The following is a 16,361-nucleotide window of genomic DNA, read 5'->3' as shown; positions in this document are numbered from 1 at the left end:
TCTTTGAATTTACAACCACAACGTCATATTTTAATTGTGTACCCTCACCCAGATGATGAGGCTTTTTCAGTTGCTGGCACGACTGCCTATTATACAAAAAAAATGAATACACCTGTTACATATGCCTGCTTAACATTAGGTGAAATGGGCCGTAATTTAGGTAATCCCCCATTTGCTACACGCGAATCATTACCAGAAATACGTCGTAAAGAATTAATTGCAGCCGCAGAAGCAATGGGTATTCAAGATTTACGTATGATGGGTCTTCGTGATAAAACAATCGAATTTGAAGACGATGAGAAGATGGTAAAGCTGGTAGAAGGTTTAATTGAAGAGCTAATGCCTTCATTAATTATTACGTTCCTACCTGGTTTTGCGGTACATCCAGACCATGAAGCAACCGCGCGTGCTGTCGTTGAGGCTGTACGTCGTATGCCTAAGGCTGCACGTCCACAAGTATTTGGCTGTGCCTTCGCAAACGATACTATTGAAAAAAATGGCGAGCCTCATGTGGTCTATGATATTCGCGAAATGCGAATGGATAAATTACAAGCATTACAGGCACACGCATCACAAACTGGTTGGATGATGCAAGAAACAGAAAAACGCATTGATGATGGAGAACCGATGAGCGAAAGCTGGCTAAATGTCGAAAGATTTTACATTGTTGATCCTGATAAATATGTAAAATAAATAAAAGGTTCTGTCCTCTCATGATTGGAGAACAGAGCCTCTTTTAATTAGGTAGATTTTACTTTATTTAGTTTATGCACGATAAACGTGATCGAAAAGGCAATTAATAAAAACAGGAAGAAAAAATAATGAGGTATATGAATATTAACAACACTTACTAACATTTTTAACCCTATAACGCCAATAATGATGAAAGCAGTCGCTTCTAGCTCAGGAATTTTTTCGATCATAATTAAAAATACACCCGCTATTGTTCTCATCATTAGGATTCCTAACATACCCCCAATTAGAAGCACCCATACTTGATCTGAAATAGCAAAGGCGGCAAATATTGAATCAATGGAAAAGGCAATATCCATCAGCTCTACGGAAATAACTGTTGCCCAAAAGGTCCCAAAGAAACGAACCATCAAGCCAGATTTTTTTACCACCTTCACACTATCCTCATTTCCGATTTGAAGGAAATGAGCGATACAGAGCCATCCTAAATACAACGCACCTAACACTTTAATAAACCAAAATTCTACAAGATAAACTCCTATTCCAATAAATAAAAATCTGAAAAAATAGGCTCCTAGCATCCCATACATTAAAGCTCGTTTTCGTTGCTTATCTGGCAAATGTTTGACAAGTACTGCTAATACAAGTGCATTATCTGCTGACAACAATCCTTCTATAATAATTAATGAAAATATTAGTCCCCATGATACAGGATCCACTAATACTTCCTGCCACATTGCCCAATCGAAAAACTGGCTATATGTAGATAGAATTCCTTGAATGATTTCCACTGCTTACCCTCCCACTTGTCCTAAGCTAATCTAGTATATGCTTGACCAATTTTGATATGAAAGTTGTATTTTTTTGATCAATGGTGCCTCCGTATAATCGCGTCTAGACCTCTAAAAAACGATTTCCTTTACACCTAATTCGGTGGAGGAAATGGTCCATAAAAGTGGGACTTACCTATGTTTAACGCTTCATTTTCCATACAAAAAGTAAGGTAAATAAAGATAAAACGCTTACATTATAAAATGGACACGGAAAATTTAGAATTTACTAAAAATTAAGTCCAAAAAGCAAAAAAAGTGTGCTATCATAGATAAATGTTTTAAACGTAAAACGGAGGATGAATACTATGGAAGTTGCTGATACTAGAACCGTGCAAGTGGAGAATGTCCTCATTGCACACCATTTTTTAAAAGACGTAGTTGTGCATACACCTCTACAAAGAAATGACTATTTATCTGAAAAATATGGCGCAAATATTTATTTTAAACGTGAGGATTTACAACATGTACGCTCATTCAAGCTTCGTGGCGCCTATTATAAAATTAAAAAAATCGAGGATGAAGCGCGCAATGTTGGCGTCGTTTGTGCCAGCGCAGGCAACCACGCACAAGGTGTAGCTTATGCCTGTGCCCAATTAAAAATCCAAGCTAGCATTTTTATGCCTCAAACTACACCCAAGCAAAAAATAGACCAAGTGCGTATGTTTGGTCGTGAGTATGTGGAGATTATTTTAGCGGGTGACACGTTCGATGACTCTGCTGAAAGTGCACTAAGTTTCTGTGAAGAACAAGGTAAAATCTTCATTCACCCATTTGATGATTTCGATGTTATTGCTGGGCAAGGAACTGTGGCGGTAGAAATCATGAATGATATGGAAGAGCCAATCGACTACGTATTTGGCAGTATCGGTGGTGGTGGCTTAATGTCTGGTGTTTCTGCCTATATTAAAAACCTTTCCCCATCTAGCAAAATTATAGGTGTAGAGCCTGCCGGTGCTGGCAGTATGAAGGCTGCTTTCGCTGAAGGTGGTACAGTTGCTCTTGATTGGATTGACAAATTCGTCGATGGAGCTGCCGTAAAGTGTGTCGGTCATCATACTTATGATGTTTGTTGCCGTTATTTAGACGACATTATTCTTGTACCTGAGGGAAAAGTATGTACAACCATTTTAGATTTGTACAATAAACATGCGATTATTGCTGAGCCTGCTGGTGCATTGTCAGTCGCAGCTCTTGATTTTTATAAAGAAGAAATCAAAGGAAAGTCTGTTGTCGTTATCATTAGTGGTGGGAATAACGATATTGGACGTATGCAGGAAATTAAAGAAAAGTCTCTTATTCATGAAGGCTTACTTTACTACTTCATCGTCAGCTTCCCTCAACGGGCAGGCGCTCTTCGTCAATTCCTTACTAGCGTGCTTGGACCTAATGATGATATTACAACCTTTGAATATACTAAGAAAAACAATAAGGAAAGCGGTCCTGCTCTAGTCGGCATCGAGCTAGGCGATCGATCAGATTACGAGGGATTACTAGCGAGAATGAACGAGTTTGGCTTCAACTATAAAGAAGTTAACAATGATCTTCAGCTATTTGGCCTACTCGTCTAAATGAAAGAGTCTCACTTTTATCAGGTGAGGCTTTTTCTATGTTTAAATATTTGAGAGTCACCTCAACAGCTTCTTTCTCAACCATTAATATAGATGAACGGAGCGAGGGAGAGCACCACCCTCACATCATTGTAAATGAAAAACTATAGGCAAACCCAAATGTCATTGAGTTTGCCTACAGTCTGATACTCATACGAATGTATGAACGATATACCTTTATCCTAATAAAGCACGGTCCGAATTCATTTTTTCTCCACGAATGCGTTCAAACTCAGCCATTAAATCAGGTATCGTTAATTCATGTTTACGATCTTCCCCAACTTCTAAAATAATTTGACCTTTATCCATCATAATTAGGCGATTTCCTAAATCTAAAGCTTGTTGCATATTATGTGTAACCATCAATGTCGTTAACTGATCTTTTTCTACTAAATACTTTGTAATACGGGTGATCAATTCAGCACGTGATGGATCAAGCGCGGCCGTATGCTCATCTAACAATAATATAGATGGTTTTGTAAAAGTGGCCATTAACAGAGACAAAGCTTGACGTTCCCCTCCGGAAAGTAAGCCAACCTTTGCAGAAAGGCGGTTTTCTAAATTTAATCCAAGCATCTCTAACGATTCAATAAAAAACTCACGACGTTTTTTGTCTACACCTCTTCGCAATCCTCTACTCTTATTACGGGAATAGGCTAGTGCCAAATTTTCCTCAATCGTCATAGCAGGTGCTGTTCCCGCCATTGGATCCTGGAAAACACGACCTATAAATTGCGAGCGTTTATACTCAGGCAAATGAGTAACATTGTTGCCATCAATCGAAACTGTGCCGAAATCTGGTGTTAAGGCGCCAGAAATCATATTCATCATCGTTGATTTACCTGCCCCATTACTCCCAATAATAGTAACAAAATCACCAGGCTTTAAATGTAGGTTAATTTCTGCTAGAGCGATCTTTTCATCCGGTGTCCCTTCATTGAACACCTTATTTATACCGTGTAATTTAAGCAAGGCCTTTTCCTCCTTGCTCTACTGGTTTAATTTGCGTAAGTTCTGCAGCCCGTTTAGCCTTACGCTTACGTTCCTTACGCTTGTTAATAAATTGAGGTAAGATCAACGCCAAAATGACGATGATAGCTGTAATTAATTTCATATCTCCTGAATCCAGGAAGTCTACACGTAAAGCTAACGCTAAAATAATACGATAAATAATAGCTCCAGCGATGACTGCAAAAGTGGTACGAATAATGGTCTTTGTACCAAAAATAGCTTCCCCGATAATGACAGATGCAAGTCCGATTACAATCATACCAATTCCCATACTTACATCAGCGAACTTCGAATATTGTGCGATTAAAGCTCCAGAAAATGCGACAAGTGCGTTGGAAAGTCCTAGCCCTAAAATAATGAGTGTATCTGTATTGGCTGAGAAGCTGCGAATCATTCGTTTATTATCACCAGTAGCACGAATAGCCAGCCCAACCTCTGTTTTTAAGAACCAATCTGCCACTAATTTAATTAAAATTGTAATAATTACAATGACAATTAGTACACTCCAAGTACCTGGTACTTGCTGAATCCCCATACCCTTTAATAGGCTGTTGAGAGCATCATCTATCCCTAAATTACTCCAAAACGCTTGAAACTTTGAAAATATCGTTTCAGAGTTTAGTAATGGAATATTTGGACGACCTATCGTATTTTCTGCAGTTAACCCCATGATCCGTAGGTTAATCGAATATAAGGCAATCATCATTAAAATCCCTGATAATAGTGGGTTTATCTTCCCTTTTGTGTGAAGGATTCCTGTCATACATCCAGCAATAAATCCAGCAACAATTGCCACTAAAGTCGCTAAGATTGGGTGGTAGCCAAGCAAAACCATTGTTGCTGCTGTTGCCGCCCCTGTTACAAAGCTTCCATCAACCGTTAAATCCGGAAAATCTAACACTCGAAATGTTAAATATACACCAAGTGCCATAATTGCATAGATGATTCCTTGCTCCACTGCGCCAAATAATGCTAAAAACATCGTTGAATCATCTCCTAAATCTAATTTATTATGCTACTGCTGGTAAATGAAGATAAAGCGGGGATGGTTCCCCCGCTTCGAGTTATTTTTCTAGAAGTTCTGCACCCCAAGAATCTTTAATTTCAATTCCTAAATCATCTGCTACTTTTTTATTAATTAATAGCTTTAGATTTTGTGGATATTGCGCTGGCGTTTCAGCAGGTGTTGCTTCACCTTTTAAAATTTTCACTGCCATTTGCCCAGCCTCATACCCAATATCGGAATATTCAAAACCATATGCAGCCAAACCGCCTCGCGCCACAGAGTCAAGCTCTCCTACTATTAAAGGCAATTTATTGGCATTTGCTACATCAATGACAGACTCTAAAGCAGAGACTACTGTATTGTCCGTAATAATATAGAATGCATCGACTTTACCGATTAAAGATTCAGTTGCTTGTTTTACCTCTGCAGAAGTTGCAGCTGATGCCTCTTTAACCTCAAGACCTTGCTCAGCCATTACTTTTTTTACTTCTTTCACCTGTGCTACGGAGTTTTGCTCACCAGCGTTGTAGACCATACCAACGTTTTTAGCACCTAGCTCTTTTAAAAATGCTACTGTTTTAGAAATCGTTTCAGGATGTAAATCGATAGTACCTGTAACATTTTTCCCTGGCTTCTCCATTGATTCTATGAGCTGAGCACCTACAGCATCTGTTACAGATGTAAAGATAATTGGAATATCACTTGTTGCTGTTGCCGCGGCCTGTGCAGAAGGTGTAGAGTTAGCAAATATTAAATCTACGTTCGCACTTACTAGGTTGTTAGCAATCGTTGTGTTAAGACTATTATCACCTTGTGCGATTTGTGGATCATACTCAACTTTTAAACCTGCATCTTCAATCGCCTTTTTAAAGCCTTCCGTCGCTGCATTTAACGACGGATGCTCTACAATTTGCGTAATTCCGATTTTATATGTTTTATCATCTGCGTTTCCGCTGTCACTGGCGTTATTCGTTTCGTTCCCCTTTGATTCTGTTGAACTAGTTCCACCACTACCACAAGCAGCAAGTAGTAATACTAATCCAAAGAGTAGGAATGAAAGCTTTTTGACATTGCTCTTCACCATTAATCCCCCCGATTAAGTTCTCGAATATCTATCACACTTTATCCAAACAAAGTGTGAATGTATCGCTATATTATCGTGATTATTGAGCTTCGTCAACAACATTATGAATGTTCTGACTTTTGTATTTCGCAAAAAAATTTAACATTTCATTTAATTTGGCGCTTTAAACCGCTAAACTACGCTATTTACGTTATTGGATTCCTTTTTTAAAAATAGTAAAAAATATTTATGACAATTTTGCGAATTTAGTCATATTGACAAAAAGTCTGACATTTGACTTCTGCTAGATATGTATAATAAAATATTGACTTGTGTGAAAGCACCGTGGTTCGTAACCATCCCACGAAAAAAAACTAAGGAGAAATGAATATGAAGATAAAATTTTTAGCAGCAAGTGGTATTATTGCAGCTCTTTATATTGCTGTGACGATGCTTGTTGCACCATTTGGTTTTACAGAGGTGCAGTTCCGTGTATCTGAAATTTTCAACCATTTAGTGGCCTTTAATCCACGCTTTGCCGTTGGTATCATAATAGGGGTATTTATTTCTAATATCTTTTCACCACTCGGTATCTACGACTTAGTATTTGGTGTTGGACATTCTATGATTACATTGGGTTTGTTCATTTTGATCTGTAAATTTGTTAAAAATATTTGGGCACGTTTAATCATCAATACATTTTTATTTACATGCACTATGTTTATAATCGCCTTTGAATTGAATTTAGCCTTAGAGCTACCATTCTTTTGGACTTGGCTCACGGTGGCGGCAGGTGAATTCGTTGTCTTAGCGGTTGGTGCACCTATTATGTATATACTAAATAAACGCCTTCACTTTAAAGAGATGATTGAATAGACGAGTCTTACGAGACTCGTCTTTTTTTCTTGACAATATTCTGAAAACATTCTACAATTCTTTCTAATAAATGCGGAGAAGAAGAATAGTAGCAAGCATAGTTACTCTAAAGAGAGCTGGTGGTCGGTGTAAACCAGTAGTACGTGCTTGTGAATGGACTTCAGAGCAGCCTTATCCAATGTAAGGCCGATTTACTCCCCGTTATCGGAGTTAGAAAGCGCGCATATATTGCGAATAAAGGTGGCACCACGGTTACTCGTCCTTTTCACGAAGGAATGGAGTGCCTTTTTTTATGAAAAAATGAGCGTAGAGGAGTCGAGGAAAGATGAGTATAGTAGTAGAGAACAAAGGATATTTTGGAGAATTTGGTGGTAGCTTCGTTCCAGAGGAGCTTCAGCATGTATTAACTATTTTGGATGAAAATTTCCAAAAATTCAAAGAGGATGAAGACTTTAATACAGAATTGAATTATTATTTCCATGAGTATGTCGGTCGCAAATCCCCTCTTTATTTTGCAGAAAATTTAACGAAGCAATTGGCTGGTGCAAAGATTTATTTAAAACGTGAGGATCTTAACCATACAGGCTCACATAAAATCAATAATGTATTGGGCCAAATTTTATTGGCAAAACGTATGGGCGCAAATCGCGTTATTGCTGAAACTGGTGCAGGTCAACACGGTGTGGCAACCGCTACTGCATGTGCCATGTTCGGAATGGATTGTACTATTTATATGGGGTTAGAGGATACTAAACGTCAGGCATTGAATGTATTTCGTATGGAGCTTCTTGGAGCGAAGGTTGTAGCTGTTGATAAGGGGCAAGGACGTTTAAAGGATGCCGTTGATGAAGCATTTGCGGATTTGGTGGAAAACTATGAAACGACATTTTATTTATTGGGCTCTGCTGTTGGGCCACACCCATTCCCCTCAATGGTTAAACATTTCCAATCTGTTATTAGCCGCGAAAGCCGTGAACAAGTTTTGGAGAAAGAAGGAAAACTACCAACAGCTGTCTTAGCTTGTGTCGGTGGTGGAAGTAATGCTATAGGGGCATTCGCAGAGTTTATTGCTGATGAAAATGTTCGTCTTATCGGAATAGAGCCAGATCAAGCTGCTACACTTAACGAGGGAACTCCTGGAGAGCTACATGGCTTCAAATGTTTAGTGCTTCAGGATGCAGAGGGAAATCCTCTACCAACATACTCAATTGCCGCAGGTTTAGATTACCCAGGTGCAGGACCTGAACACAGTCACTTAAAAACAATTGGTCGTGCAGAGTATGTTACTGTAACAAATGAAGAAGTATTAGAGGCATTTCAGGTGCTCTCGAAGGTAGAAGGTATTATTCCTGCGCTTGAAAGTTCTCATGCAGTTGCCCATGCACTAAAACTGGCGCCCACTCTTACAGCTGATGAAATTATTATAATAAATATCTCAGGTCGTGGCGATAAGGACGTTGAGCAAGTTTTTCATATGTTAAATAAATAATTCACACATGAAAGAGCGATTTCTTAAATTGGAAATCGCTCTTAAACTTACACTAATGAAGTAATGTTTGCTGATCTTAGAATACAAGTATAAACGAGCCTATTCCAATAAGAATATATATCCCCCATTTATTTCATAAAAAAAACGGATGAAGTCTATTCCTTCATCCGTTCAGTCGCTATTATGAAATTGCCTTTTTATGCAGTTTAATTTTTAGCTTTTCTAACATATCTACCGTCATTTTTGACAAATCGTACTCTGCCTTAAAGCCCCACTCTTTTTGTGCCGCTTCAATATTTATTGAATTTGGCCAGCTATCTGCTATTGCCTGACGAACTGGGTCAACCTGATAGTTCATGGTAAAGTTTGGTAAATGTTTCTTAATTTCAGCTGCAATTTGCGATGGTTCAAAACTCATTGCTGTTATATTAAAAGCATTACGGTGAACAAGCTTACTACCATCCGCTTCCATTAAATCAACAATTGCCTGTAAAGCATCTGGCATGTACATCATATCCATATACGTACCTTCTTGAATATAAGATGTATACTTGCCTTGTTCAATCGCTTCGTAGAAAATTTCTACCGCATAATCAGTCGTTCCACCACCTGGGGGCGTTATATAAGAAATTAACCCTGGGAAACGGACCCCACGTGTGTCTACTCCAAAACGGCTAAAGTAATAATCACATAATAATTCCCCCGCCACCTTATTAACACCATACATAGTTGTCGGGCGTTGCAATGTATCCTGAGGTGTATCTTCCTTCGGTGTAGATGGCCCAAAAGCCCCTATCGAACTTGGTGTGAAGAATTGCATATTTAACTCACGTGAAACTTCCAAAGCATTCATTAATCCACCCATATTTAAATTCCAAGCCAACAAAGGATTTCTTTCAGCTGTAGCTGATAATAATGCTGCTAAATGCATCATTGTATCAGCACCAAAGTCCTTTGCTAAATCGTGCATTCTTTGTCCATCTGTAACGTCCAATATCTCAAACGGGCCCTCAGTATGGTCAAGCTTTCTAATGTCAGTAGCAAGTATGTTGTCCTCCCCATAAATACTACGAAGTTTTTCTACAAGCTCAGAACCAATTTGACCAAGTGCTCCGGTAACCATAATTTTTTTCATTTCTCAAAACCTCCACATGTGAACAATTGTACTTCTGGAAAGCACAATAATATATTAATAAACATTGATTTAATAACACTTTCAATGAAATTCATTATAATGTGTTCGTTTTGAAAATACAACAATTATATTAAAAATATTCATAAAAGAAACATACTATCCCTTACTTCTCAGTATATGAACATTTTAAATTATTGTGCTACAAAAATATATTAAATACATTTGTACATTCAGAAAGAACAGTTTTTAAAACTCCCATCCAACAAGTTATTAGAACAAATAAAAAGAATCCTCTTTGCTAGCTTTGCAAAGAAGATTCTATAGCCCATTAATTTATGAAGGACTAAATTATATTGAAAAACGTTTAACCGCTATTTGTAGCACTTTTGATACCTTTCGTAATTCTTTAATATAATTGTGGAATTGTTGCTGTGCTGTTAATTGATCGGCTGTTAAAGTAGCAACATGCTTCGTTGATTCAGTATTCGTATCAGATAAAGATGTCAGCATAACCGCATCATCACTAACCGTTTTTGTATGATTAGCAATTTCTTGAACTGTAGAAGAGACTTCCATAATATAAGGCTTGATTGTATGTACTTTTTCTAAAATCTGATCAAAACTTAATGCTGTTTGACCAGTTACAGCAACGCCTTTTTCGGTTGCCATTAGCACACCCTCCATCATTTGTACTGCATAGCTTGAATCTAGATGAATGTTTTGTACAATGGACGTAATAGTTTGCGTTGAATGAACGGTTTGCTCTGCAAGCTTGCGTACCTCGTTCGCTACTATCGCAAATCCCTTGCCATGCTCGCCCGCTCTTGCCGCTTCAATAGATGCATTTAACGCTAATAGATTTGTTTGTGCCGTTATTTTTTCAATGACCTCAATCATTTGATCGATTGATGATGCTCGTTCGACTAAATTAAAGATGGCTGTATTGGATTTCTCGACAGCTTGCTTAATTGTCTGCATTTGTGCTAAATTGGCTTGCACAATCTCAGTTCCGCTTTCCGCATCTCGAGCAGTTTTATGAGCGAAATTTTCTACAATGTGAATTTTTTCTAATATGACTTGTACATCGTTTAAAACTTCTTCTAATGATGATGTATTGGAAGCCAATTTATTAGAAGACGCTACCGTTGAATCTGATATAGACTGTACATCTTTTGCTATTTTCAATGTCGTTGTTGAAGATTCCTCTGAGGACTCCTGTAATTTCCCGGTCATTTCCTCCACTTCGTAGGCACTGTCCGTAACTGTATGGAGTAAACTTTTCACTTCCGTGATCATTTGATTGTAAGACAGCACCACCTCACCAAGCTCATCATGGGCCACATAACTTGCATTGGCAGTGAAATCACCCTGTTCAGCCTGTTTTAGTAATGATTTTAATTGCCGTGTAGGGACATTGACCGCCTTTGTTGCTATAAACCCTATAATAATAACTAGCATCACAACTGTTAAACACACACCACCAAGCAACCAATAACCAAATTGTACATCTTCTTGATAGGACTGTTGTTGGTCTTTTGCTCGTTGAACGAGGTAGTTTTGTGTTTCTTCTAATAATGTATGAATTTCCTGACTTATTGGTAGAAACGTCTGAGAATAAAATTTCTCTTGTTCACTTTGGGTCAATTGCTGGTAGCCCTCAATCAATTCTCTCTGCTTCCCTAGCAAGGACTTATACTTATTAATTTGATGACTCATTTTTTTATCAATTTCTTGGCTTTTTAAATGGTCTAACGGCTTATCCACGTCTTTTAAAATGGAAGCCATTCCTGTATAATTGCCATCAGAATCGACGATAAAATCTAATTGACGTTGCGATTCTTCCAGCTCATTTAGCCACCCAATTGGAACAAGCCCCTGTTTGTAACTCTCACTTGCATGCCACGACATTTTCCTTAAATAATCCACACTAAATACACCTAGCAATACATTCGATAATACACAAACAATCATAAGTACAAGTAACTTGTCCTTCACCTTTATGAAACGAAAAAAATGCATGATCTCTGGCTCCTCCTCCAACTCTTACCAATAATGATAGTATGAAGATATAAAGCCAGTGTTATGTTTTTGTAAAGATTAGACGAAGAATTAAGAAATTATGCCCACTCACTATCCCCAAGTAGGTAATTTACCGCACAAATTGATTCAGACCATTATCCCTTATCTACATCATGTAAATAGTTGCAACCTTCCACACATTACCAGCGTTTATAGTAGTAACTATAGAAAGAAGGTGTTACATTTGTCGCAGCTTAAGAAATTGGATGGAAGTTTAGTTGTGAGCCTCTTTTTACTTGGAGGTTTTAGCTGCCTTTTTGTCCATTCTAGCAGTGTCAATTTCGGACAATATGCCAGTTCCTTCATTGTTAAGCAATTTATCTTTTATCTTATTGGATTTATCATCATGTTTGGGATTTCTTTACTTGATATTGAACAATTAAAAAAGATTGGATGGCCATTTTATGGATTAGCAGTAGCGTTAACTGCTGGACTCATAGTAGCACCAGAGAGTATTGCACGGACGATAAACGAGGCTAAATCTTGGTATCAAATACCCTTTCTAGGTTCTCTTCAGCCATCGGAGTTTTTAAAATTTGCCTTTTTAATTGTTGTGAGTAAAATCATTATCTCTCATCAAGAGAAAAATGCACGCCCTTCCTATCTAGCTGATTTATGGCTATTTGTGAAAATTGGACTTATTGTCCTTCCTCCTTCGCTCCTTGTTTATAAACAACCCGACACAGGCATGGTTATGTTATACATGGCAATGATTCTACCCATGTTATTTTTTTCAGGTATACATAGGAAATTACTGATTGTATTTACGGCCATACCTCTAGTTTTAATCAGTACAATTGTAGTACTTTATGTTAGATTTAATGATTTTTTTACAGAAAAAATTTTAGGTGCCCTATCAGGACATCAAGTATCTCGTATTTATGGCTGGCTACAACCTTATGATTACATAGATTCTTCGTTTCAGGTTCGCCAAGGTTTTTTAGCCATCGGGTCGGGGGAATTTTTCGGGAAGGGCTATCTGAATAATAATGTTTATGTGCCAGAGAAGCATACTGATTTTATTTTTTCTGCAATTGCCGAGGAATTAGGGTTTGCTGGCGGGGCATTTGTCATTGCTTTACTGTTTTTTGTCATCTACAGGATTGTTCTTATTTCTGTTGAAGCAAAAGACCCTTTTATGACATTAATGGGCGCAGGGATATCAAGCTTATTAGCCTTCCAAATTACTCAAAATATTGGCATGACCCTTGGACTTTTACCAGTCACTGGAGTTACTTTACCTTTTTTAAGCTATGGGGGTAGTTCACTATTGTCAAATTTCATGCTAATGGGAATTGTCATGATTATTCATAAATCCTATAAGGGATATATGTTTAAAAGAGGAGATTAACTAAATGCAAGTAGAGAAGGATATTCTCTACTTGCTGAGGGATTCATCTTAAATTAAAAACTCATGAATACTTTCATTATATTGATTTATAAATATTTCAGCCTCCTTACTAGGTAATTTTAGTGCGGCTAACGCGGCACCACCTACCGGTAAGCTGGAAGCACCCATAAAGTCATATTGATTGCAATACTTTTTATCCAGCACAGCTAGTTTTTTAATAAATAATGGCAATTCCTTAAAAACTCCACCTGCTAACACGACTTTTACACGTTCAGCGAAGAATGGATTTTTTTTGTAACAAGCATCGATACTTTGATAAAAAATATGGCACACTTCATCTATAATCGTATTTGCTACTATATCTCCACGTTTTGTGCACTCTATCGCTACTTTACTTAAAGGCGCAATTATATCTCGTGGATGCCCTTCACCATATACAATTTCAATAATTTGTGGCACAGATTGCACTTGAAAATAGGCTAATACAGCGCCAGTTAATATCGTTTCTGGACCTCTTTTATCAAATTCTTTAAAAACCGCCTTTAATGTGCGAATACCTATATCATAGCCACTGCCCTCATCATCAAATATATAACCCCATCCTGCTGTCCGCTCAATTCTTCCAGTTGAATCTATACTTAATGTAATCGCACCTGTACCCGATATTTGAACAATGCCAGGTTGACCTAATGTTCCTGCATACAGTGCATTCAATCCATCATTTGATAAAGTTAATTGACAGCCTTCTGGTAAAAGCGACATTAATAATGTCTGTGTAATGTCATCATTATTATTTTCTGTCACACCAGAAAGTCCTGCATGGCATTTTGTTAGTTGATGAAAATGGAGCGGTTGTTGATTCTTCAATTGATTAATAAGTTCTGTTATCGTCTGCGTAAATTGCTCAATGTTCATGGATGTAGGGTTACTTTTACCCGTTTTTGCGAGGGCTATTACTTGCCCACTGAATGTAGAGATGGTAGCAATTGTCTTCGTTCCACCACCGTCAATTGCCAAAACATACAAGTGCCTTCACCTCTATACGATTTTAATTGTGGAAACGATTTCTCCTACCTCATGCCCTGCGTCATTTCGCACAAAGGAAGGCGATAATGCTTTTATTCGCTCAATTGTTTCAACATTTGAATACTGAATTTGTTCTAACACAGAAGCAATTACATTTGGCCATGGACTTTCTGAGCCATTCATAATTTTCAGGGCAAAGCTTACCCCTTCGTTTCGTAGAGCGAAACAATATACGCCCTGCGCTCCACCCTTTGCTACAATATTAGGATCTTTTAATAATGCTGTACAAATAAAATTTTGAGCTGCGATAATTTGATTTTCTTGATTCATAACTGTCGTGAGCTTTTTTACTGCCTCACGAACTTGATCATCATCAATCAATTCTGGCCGTGCTAGCTTTAAATAGGCTATCGCCATATTTTTTAGTGGAATCGCAAAAACAGGTGCACCACAACCATCTATTCCCGTGCGAATTTTCCCCTCATCATAGTCACTTAAATAAGCAATGTATTTTTTTATCATTTGCTGTAATGGATGATCTGGATGACAATACTGTTCAAAATTATAGCCATTCGCCAGACAAGCAGTTAAAAACCCTAAATGCTTACCTGCACAATTATGAAGTAGCTTCCTTTTTTGGAATCCCTGTTGAATATATAGTGTTTTTGGTTCTTCGTTAAGCGGATATGACGCTGCGCAAATTAAATCATTTTCACAAACAGGAATTTTCTCCAGCAAAGAGGTCAATGCCTCTTGATGGTAAATTTCACCTCTTTGCGATGCCAAAAATAATGCACTTTCCGTTGAAGTTATCTCATACTTTTCTATAAAATCAGTCATGAAAATTGGAATGGCTTGGAATGGTTTTGCTGCAGAACGAAAATACACAGGCTCATAATCTTGACCAACTGAAACGAATTCTTCCTTCGCTAGATTCACAGCACTCATTTGTCCATAATGCACATTTTCCATTAATCCTGAACGGTACTCTTTCAAAAATTCTGAGTAAGCCACGAATCAACCAACCTTTCTTTAAACAGACAGCAGCTGCTTTTGTGCCTGTAATGCTGCTCCTTTGACTACGCCCTCTTTTAATTGGTTTGAAAACTGTAAAACAAAATGAGGTTGTAGTTCTTTCCATATATATTGTTTGCATTTTTCACTAAGAAGTTTTTGAAATGTTACATTGTGCTCGATAATTTCACCGCTAACAATAACGGCTTCCGGTTCATATAAACACACCAAATTATTGATAGCAATGGCTAGATATGTAGCTACATCTTGTTGAATATCCACTGCCCATTGTTCGCCTTGATCCACACACTGTAAAATCTCTTCGATTGATTGAATATTAAGATTTTTAGGTGTTCTATTGAGTAAGGTCATTTCTGAAATATACATCGACAAGCACCCTCGTTTTCCACAGTGACACATTTCACCAAAGGGATTAATCGTTATATGACTTATTTCCCCCGCTTTGTTTTGAATGCCACGATACACTTCTCCGTTTAGTAATATGGATGCTCCGACGCCCGTTCCCATCCCTACTAAAATACAATTTGAATAAAGAGGCGTATAGATATCACCAATTTCTGCAATGATTTGCATTTTCAATTCATTATCTACGATGACTTCACAATCAAAAACACCATTTAGGTCCTCTCCTATACGACAGTTTTCCCACTTTAATTGCTCAGAAGAAACTATAATCCCTTCTTCGTTATTAATGACACCGGGTACCCCTATTCCAATGCCTAATAATTTCTCCTGAGCAATCTGATATTCTGACATAATAGTAGCTATGGAGCGTTTTAATAGATGGATTGCTTCCTCATACCGATGCTTGATGCTGCATTTGATTTCCTGAAAAGCGATCAGTTTTCCTAGAAAATCTAATATACCAAGTCGAATTGTAAAGCAATCTATCTCGATTCCTATAGTATATAAAGCATCTTCACGCATATGAATTAATGTTGGCCGTCTACCAATGGCGGTTTCCTCTGAAACCCCTTCAAGTATAAAGCCTTCCGCTTCTAGCTCCTGCACAATACGAGTAATAGTCGTAGGACTCATTTTTGTATACTTTGATAATTGAATTCTTGAAATCGGTGCCATCTGCCTAATTGCGTCAAGCACAATATACTTATTTTGTCTTCTCATTTGTACTTGATCTTGCTTTTTCAAATTAGATT

General features: G+C 37.7%; 14 protein-coding genes, 1 riboswitch and 1 other annotated feature. Of the genes, 5 read left to right on the top strand and 9 right to left on the bottom strand.

Annotated features, from left to right (window positions below):
• Positions 1–3 precede the first annotated feature (3 nt).
• The gene (bshB2, locus tag KVT27_RS17380) at positions 4–693 is read left to right on the top strand and encodes a bacillithiol biosynthesis deacetylase BshB2 (protein ID WP_008176035.1); all 690 of its coding nucleotides are present in this window, start codon (positions 4–6) and stop codon (positions 691–693) included.
• A 47-nt stretch (positions 694–740) separates the two neighbouring features.
• Here bshB2 and KVT27_RS17375 read toward each other — a convergent pair whose 3' ends face one another.
• Positions 741–1,484 carry a TerC family protein gene (locus KVT27_RS17375; protein ID WP_025115444.1) on the bottom strand — a complete coding sequence of 248 codons (744 nt, stop codon included), beginning with the start codon at positions 1,482–1,484 and terminating at the stop codon, positions 741–743.
• A 347-nt stretch (positions 1,485–1,831) separates the two neighbouring features.
• Between KVT27_RS17375 and ilvA the strand changes: the two genes are divergently transcribed.
• Positions 1,832–3,094 (top strand): threonine ammonia-lyase IlvA, encoded by a 1,263-nt coding sequence (gene ilvA, locus KVT27_RS17370; protein WP_217581680.1) that lies wholly within the window; start codon positions 1,832–1,834, stop codon positions 3,092–3,094.
• A 216-nt stretch (positions 3,095–3,310) separates the two neighbouring features.
• On the opposite strand, the gene KVT27_RS17365 is transcribed toward ilvA, so the two are convergent.
• The 3 genes from KVT27_RS17365 to KVT27_RS17355 form a co-directional block, all read right to left on the bottom strand.
• The gene (locus KVT27_RS17365) at positions 3,311–4,105 is read right to left on the bottom strand and encodes an ABC transporter ATP-binding protein (RefSeq protein WP_008176041.1); all 795 of its coding nucleotides are present in this window, start codon (positions 4,103–4,105) and stop codon (positions 3,311–3,313) included.
• Complete coding sequence (locus KVT27_RS17360; protein WP_036122914.1) at positions 4,098–5,126, bottom strand: ABC transporter permease; 1,029 nt, start codon at positions 5,124–5,126, stop codon at positions 4,098–4,100. The genes KVT27_RS17365 and KVT27_RS17360 overlap by 8 nt, the downstream gene beginning before the upstream one ends.
• An 82-nt stretch (positions 5,127–5,208) precedes the next feature.
• Entirely contained in the window at positions 5,209–6,231 is a 1,023-nt protein-coding gene (locus KVT27_RS17355) for an ABC transporter substrate-binding protein (protein ID WP_036222663.1), read from the bottom strand.
• Between the two features lie 321 nt (positions 6,232–6,552).
• A riboswitch (PreQ1 riboswitch) is annotated at positions 6,553–6,597 on the top strand.
• Positions 6,598–6,603: 6 nt separating this feature from the next.
• Here KVT27_RS17355 and KVT27_RS17350 point away from each other — a divergent pair.
• Positions 6,604–7,089 carry a QueT transporter family protein gene (locus KVT27_RS17350; protein WP_025115449.1) on the top strand — a complete coding sequence of 162 codons (486 nt, stop codon included), beginning with the start codon at positions 6,604–6,606 and terminating at the stop codon, positions 7,087–7,089.
• A 66-nt stretch (positions 7,090–7,155) separates the two neighbouring features.
• Positions 7,156–7,356: a binding site (T-box leader), on the top strand.
• 58 nt (positions 7,357–7,414) lie between these two features.
• A complete protein-coding gene (trpB, locus tag KVT27_RS17345) occupies positions 7,415–8,578 on the top strand; it encodes a tryptophan synthase subunit beta (protein ID WP_036122907.1) in 1,164 nt (387 codons plus the stop codon).
• Positions 8,579–8,759: 181 nt separating this feature from the next.
• Here the strand turns inward: trpB and KVT27_RS17340 are convergent, their stop codons facing one another.
• Together KVT27_RS17340 and KVT27_RS17335 are read right to left on the bottom strand one after the other, a co-directional pair.
• Complete coding sequence (locus KVT27_RS17340) at positions 8,760–9,713, bottom strand: L-threonine 3-dehydrogenase (RefSeq protein ID WP_217581679.1); 954 nt, start codon at positions 9,711–9,713, stop codon at positions 8,760–8,762.
• Between the two features lie 348 nt (positions 9,714–10,061).
• A complete protein-coding gene (locus KVT27_RS17335; protein WP_217581678.1) occupies positions 10,062–11,732 on the bottom strand; it encodes a HAMP domain-containing methyl-accepting chemotaxis protein in 1,671 nt (556 codons plus the stop codon).
• A gap of 244 nt (positions 11,733–11,976) precedes the next feature.
• Here KVT27_RS17335 and KVT27_RS17330 point away from each other — a divergent pair, with 244 nt between their 5' ends.
• Entirely contained in the window at positions 11,977–13,143 is a 1,167-nt protein-coding gene (locus KVT27_RS17330) for an FtsW/RodA/SpoVE family cell cycle protein (protein WP_036122900.1), read from the top strand.
• A gap of 48 nt (positions 13,144–13,191) precedes the next feature.
• Here KVT27_RS17330 and KVT27_RS17325 read toward each other — a convergent pair whose 3' ends face one another.
• Genes KVT27_RS17325 through KVT27_RS17315 form a run of 3 tightly spaced genes read right to left on the bottom strand, consistent with a single transcriptional unit; the run spans position 13,192 to position 16,353 of the window.
• Positions 13,192–14,169 (bottom strand): N-acetylglucosamine kinase, encoded by a 978-nt coding sequence (locus KVT27_RS17325; protein WP_217581677.1) that lies wholly within the window; start codon positions 14,167–14,169, stop codon positions 13,192–13,194.
• Between the two features lie 12 nt (positions 14,170–14,181).
• Complete coding sequence (locus KVT27_RS17320; protein ID WP_217581676.1) at positions 14,182–15,183, bottom strand: asparaginase; 1,002 nt, start codon at positions 15,181–15,183, stop codon at positions 14,182–14,184.
• A gap of 18 nt (positions 15,184–15,201) precedes the next feature.
• On the bottom strand, positions 15,202–16,353 hold the full coding sequence (locus KVT27_RS17315; RefSeq protein WP_036145204.1) for an ROK family transcriptional regulator: 1,152 nt from the start codon (positions 16,351–16,353) through the stop codon (positions 15,202–15,204).
• Positions 16,354–16,361: the final 8 nt, after the last annotated feature.

The sequence above is a fragment of the Lysinibacillus sp. GbtcB16 genome (assembly GCF_019091145.1).
Classification (GTDB): Bacteria; Bacillota; Bacilli; order Bacillales_A; family Planococcaceae; genus Lysinibacillus; species Lysinibacillus fusiformis.
Note: the sequence above shows the minus strand (reverse complement) of the source record. Positions and strands in the feature narration are given on the sequence as shown.

Excerpts from the sequence above, each read along its gene's own strand:
- ilvA (WP_217581680.1), top strand. The coding sequence starts at position 1,832 with ATGGAAGTTGCTGATACTAGAACCGTGCAAGTGGAGAATGTCCTCATT.
- KVT27_RS17360 (WP_036122914.1), bottom strand. The coding sequence starts at position 5,126 with ATGTTTTTAGCATTATTTGGCGCAGTGGAGCAAGGAATCATCTATGCA.
- KVT27_RS17350 (WP_025115449.1), top strand. The coding sequence starts at position 6,604 with ATGAAGATAAAATTTTTAGCAGCAAGTGGTATTATTGCAGCTCTTTAT.
- trpB (WP_036122907.1), top strand. The coding sequence starts at position 7,415 with ATGAGTATAGTAGTAGAGAACAAAGGATATTTTGGAGAATTTGGTGGT.
- KVT27_RS17340 (WP_217581679.1), bottom strand. The coding sequence starts at position 9,713 with ATGAAAAAAATTATGGTTACCGGAGCACTTGGTCAAATTGGTTCTGAG.
- KVT27_RS17335 (WP_217581678.1), bottom strand. The coding sequence starts at position 11,732 with ATGCATTTTTTTCGTTTCATAAAGGTGAAGGACAAGTTACTTGTACTT.